We start from the raw sequence: 4,629 nt of genomic DNA on the forward strand, positions 1-4,629 counted from the left end.
TGGGCAGGCTTGATGAAGCCGAAAAAATATTACTGGAACTGTTAAGCAAACATCCTAAAAATTACAGCGTTACCGTTAACCTGGGCACATTATATGAGCTGCAGGGAAAAAATGTAAAAGCTTTGGAATTTATTAAAAAGGCTGTTGCAATAAATCCTGAATCACACAGCGGAAGTGAATGGTTTCACATAAAAATATTAGAGTACAAGCTTAAAAACATTCCTGATAATAAAATTGCAGGCGAAAATATTTTAGACTTATACAATATTAAACAGCCGGCAACTGCAATAGCGTATGATGTAAGTTATCAGTTACAGGAAAGAATTCCTTTTACACCTGCGCCCAATCTTTTAATAGCAAAAGTATTGCAGGAGCTGGGTGATTTTTTAGCAGACAGTATTTCTATTAAAGGTGCTTATGTAATTTATGAAACAGGAATAGATTACGACAGAGAAAATGTTTTAAATCTTGCTCAAAAAAGAGATGACCTTAAACCATATTTTAAAAAGTACAAAGAAAAAATTCCTTTTACCGGTATTTATTATTTAGATGCAGCTATACAGGTTGCGGATAATAATACAATAGAAATTGCATCCTCAGTATTAGAAAAGGGATTTAATTATTTTAAAGATCAGGAAGAAAAAAGAAAACAGGCTGCAAGGCAAAAACAATATTTTATTTATGGTGGAATTGGGTTGGCTGCTTTGCTCGCCGGTTTATTTTTTTACAAAAGAAGAAGGCAATCTGCATAAATATAGCTGCAATAAAAACCCATGCATATCATCCTTCAAACCCCACGCCTCACCCTCCGCCGCTTTACCGAAGCAGATACAAACTTATTATTACAACTCAACAGCAACCCCGAAGTATTAAAATATTTGCATGAGCCGCCACTGGTAACAGAAGAGCAGGCGCTGCATATCTTAAACACCATCATCTTACCACAATACAAAAATAATTTAGGGCGCTGGGCAATATATTTAAAAACTACAAATGAGTTTATTGGCTGGTGCGGTTTAAAATATTTAGCTGAGACTGATGAAATTGATTTAGGCTACCGGCTGATGCAAAACTTTTGGGGTAATGGCTATGCTTACGAAGTCGCAAAACATACATTAGAGTATGGTTTTAATCACCTGCATTTAAAAACTGTTATTGGCCGGGCACATATTGAAAATATTGCTTCTCTAAAAATTTTAGAAAAAATTGGAATGCAGTTTATAAAAGAAGAAGTGGTTGATAATTGCCCGGTAAAAACTTTTAGTATCACTAATGCTGCATAAATACTCCCGCCGATTTCGCAGATAGCGCAGAAAAGCAATATTTTTTTCATCAGCGACATCTGCGAAATCAGCGGGCAAAAATTTTTTCCTCTAATCCGTGAAAATCTGTGTAATCCGTGGCTACCCTATTTTGCCAAAGGCAAATTTCTTTACTTTGTGTTCTGCGGCAATTTCCAAAATTTTGTTAAAGCAAAAAAATAATCTCCGAAATATTTCGTAATTCAAAAAATCTGTCTACATTTGACCTACTAAACATTTCGTACAAAAATAAATAATTATGAAGAAGTTACTATTGTTTGCTGCTGTAATGGGTTTTACCACTTTAAGCTACACTGCATCTGCACAGGATGAAAAGCCAGAAGTAAAAGAAAGAAAAGAAGTAAAGGAAAAGAAAGAGCTAAAAGAAAGGAAGGAACTAAAAGAAAAAAAAGAAACGCAGGAAATTGTCATCCGCAAAAAAGGGGATAGCGACAGTAAAATAACTGTTGAAATAAAAGGGGATAATGTAACCATCAATGGCAAACCTATCAGCGAATTTAAAGACGCAGATATTACTATCAATAAAAGGAATATTAAAATTTGGGATGGCCAGCGCAGCCTTTCCTTTGCCCCTGGTGATATGGATGTTTATTTCAACGGCCCAATGAAAGGTATGCTTTCCGGCCAACCGAGGGCTTTTTTAGGTGTAACTACCGGTGTTGAAAATGATGACGATGCTAATGATACCAAACCAAATACTGCAGTAATTACCAATGTAACCAAAGGCAGTGCTGCTGAAAAAGCAGGGCTAAAAAATGGTGATGTTATTACAAAAATTAATGATAAACAAGTTGAAGGCCCCGAATCATTATCCGAAGTGGTGGGTACATTTAAACCAAAAGATGAAGTAACGGTGTACTACAAACGTGATGGAAAAGAAAATTCATCTAAAGCAGTTTTGGGAGAAACTAAATCATCATCTTTGGCATATTCCTTTAGCGGACCAAAAGGAGACATGCGTACATTTTCCATGCCGCGTACACCTGCAATGCCACGTTTACAAACTATCCCCAATATGGAAAACTTTGAATGGAATGGCAAAGGTAATGTTGATGGAATGGATTTTTTTGGAGGTAACTCTTTTCCACGCCAGCAAAAATTAGGTTTAAAAATTCAGGATGTAGAAGAAAGTGATGGTGTAAAAGTTTTAGATACAGACAAAGATTCTCCTGCAGAAAAAGCAGGACTTAAAAAGGATGATATTGTTACCGAAATTGGCGGCAAAAAAATTACCAATACCGATGATGCCCGTGAGCAACTGCACGAAAATGCAGATAAATCATCGTACAACATTAAAGCAAAACGCAATGGAAAAGAAATGAGCTTCGATATAAAAATCCCTAAAAAATTAAAAACAGCAAATTTATAACGCTATTGAAAAACAATGTAAAAGCCCCCAAAATTTTGGGGGCTTTTTTTATCAAACTTATTTGCGCTAAGATCTTATACTCTATCTCTCCCCTTTGGGGAGAGATAGAGAGGGGCTTTTTTACTTACCTTTGCCCCGTGAAAAATAATGATAAATACCAGGTGGTTATCGGGCTTGAAGTGCATACACAACTCTTAACAAAAAGTAAATTATTTTGTGGTGACAGTGCAGCTTTTGGCGGCGAACCTAACACACATATCAGTCCTGTTACTTTGGCGCATCCCGGCACATTACCCAAAATGAACCGTAAAGCAATTGAGTATGCAATTAAATTAGGCCTTGCTTTACATTGCAATATTGAACAGTATAATTATTTTGCCCGTAAAAATTATTTTTATCCCGATCTGCCAAAAGGTTACCAGGTAAGTCAGCACACAACACCCATTTGTAAAAATGGTTTTGTAAAAATTAAAACTGCTGATGGCGAAAGAAATATTTTGCTCAACAGGATACACATGGAAGAAGATGCCGGAAAAAGTTTGCATGATGTGGATGAAAATTTTACTTCAATAGATTTAAACCGTGCCGGTGTTTGCTTATTAGAAATTGTTAGCGAACCCGATTTACACAGCAGCGATGAAGCCTTTGCATACATAACCGAATTAAGAAAATTAGTGCGCTGGTTAGAAATTTGCGATGGCAATATGGAAGAAGGCAGCATGCGATGCGATGCCAATATTTCTATACGTTTAAAAGGAGAAACAAAATTAGGTACCCGTGTAGAAGTGAAAAATTTAAACAGTATCCGCAATGTAAAAAAAGCTATTGAAATTGAAGTGGCGAGGCTTATTGAAATTACAGAAGCAGGAGATAAAATTATACAGGAAACAAGAAGTTTTGATGCCGATAACAATTCTACATTTTCGTTACGCAGTAAAGAGGAAGCAGATGATTACCGTTATTTTCCTGAGCCCGACCTTACACCATTTTTTATTACTGATGAGTTTTTGCAGCAGGTAAAAGAATCTATTCCTGCGCTGCCCGAAACCTTAGAAAAAAAATACCAGGAGATTTTACATTTAACCCCTTACGATGCCAATGTAATTTGCAGCGATAAAGAAAATATAAATTATTTTGAAGCCATTATAAAACATACAAATAATTATAAAGCTGCCGCTAACTGGTTACTCGGCCCAGTAAAAAATTATTTTAATGACAGTAGCACTGACATTAAAGATTTTATTTTACCTGCAGAAAAAATTGCAGCCATCATACAATTGGTTGATGAGGGAAAAATAAATTTCAGCAATGCGTCCACAAAAATATTCAGCGCTTTAATTAACGATCCGCAACAAGAACCCCTGCAAATTGCAACAACTCTGAATCTTTTACAGGAAAGTGACAGTGGTTCAGTTGAAACCTGGGTTGATGAAGCCATTGCAAAAATGCCTGATAAAGTAAGAGAATATAAAAGTGGTAAAAAAGGATTGATAGGTTTGTTTGCAGGCGAAGTAAAAAAATTAAGTAAAGGAAAAGCCGATATGCAAATAGTAAATAAATTATTAAGCGAAAAGCTCGGGTAAAGTACTGAGTGAGTCACCCTTTTGGGGTGACTCACTCAGCGAATAAACTCTTGTTATTTTGAAACTTCTTTTTTGGATAAAAAATCTATAACAAAAAAATAAAATGAAAAAAATATTATTGCTCCTTTCAATTGCTGTTATTCTAATTTCATGTAACAATGAAGGTGAAAAAGGAAAATTTACAGTAAACGGCCAGTTAAAAAATGTGCCTGACCAAAAAGCCTATTTAGAAGAATTATCTTTTGGCCAAAAAGATCCGGAAGTAATAGATACTGCCGAAATAAAAAACGGAAAATTCATCCTTACCGGCATTGCTGCCGAAGAAGGAATTTACCGCATACGGTTGGAAAAACTG

Annotated in this window: 5 protein-coding genes; all 5 read left to right on the forward strand. The window is 35.6% G+C overall.

The genetic code is table 11. The features are described 5' to 3' along the window. Positions 1-752, forward strand: a 752-nt coding sequence (locus ACY651_RS18175) for a tetratricopeptide repeat protein (RefSeq protein WP_462254926.1), incomplete at its 5' end; no start/stop codon positions are given. 21 nt (positions 753-773) lie between these two features. Beyond that, on the forward strand, positions 774-1,283 hold the full coding sequence (locus ACY651_RS18180; protein ID WP_462254927.1) for a GNAT family N-acetyltransferase: 510 nt from the start codon (positions 774-776) through the stop codon (positions 1,281-1,283). 277 nt (positions 1,284-1,560) lie between these two features. Further along, positions 1,561-2,691 carry a PDZ domain-containing protein gene (locus ACY651_RS18185; RefSeq protein WP_462254928.1) on the forward strand — a complete coding sequence of 377 codons (1,131 nt, stop codon included), beginning with the start codon at positions 1,561-1,563 and terminating at the stop codon, positions 2,689-2,691. Between the two features lie 137 nt (positions 2,692-2,828). Next, on the forward strand, positions 2,829-4,274 hold the full coding sequence (gatB, locus tag ACY651_RS18190) for an Asp-tRNA(Asn)/Glu-tRNA(Gln) amidotransferase subunit GatB (protein ID WP_462254929.1): 1,446 nt from the start codon (positions 2,829-2,831) through the stop codon (positions 4,272-4,274). 103 nt (positions 4,275-4,377) lie between these two features. Continuing rightward, on the forward strand, positions 4,378-4,629 hold a 252-nt coding region (locus ACY651_RS18195; protein ID WP_462254930.1), incomplete at its 3' end, for a DUF4369 domain-containing protein.

The organism is Ferruginibacter sp., from assembly GCF_031391665.1.
In the GTDB taxonomy this organism is placed as follows: domain Bacteria; phylum Bacteroidota; class Bacteroidia; order Chitinophagales; family Chitinophagaceae; genus Ferruginibacter.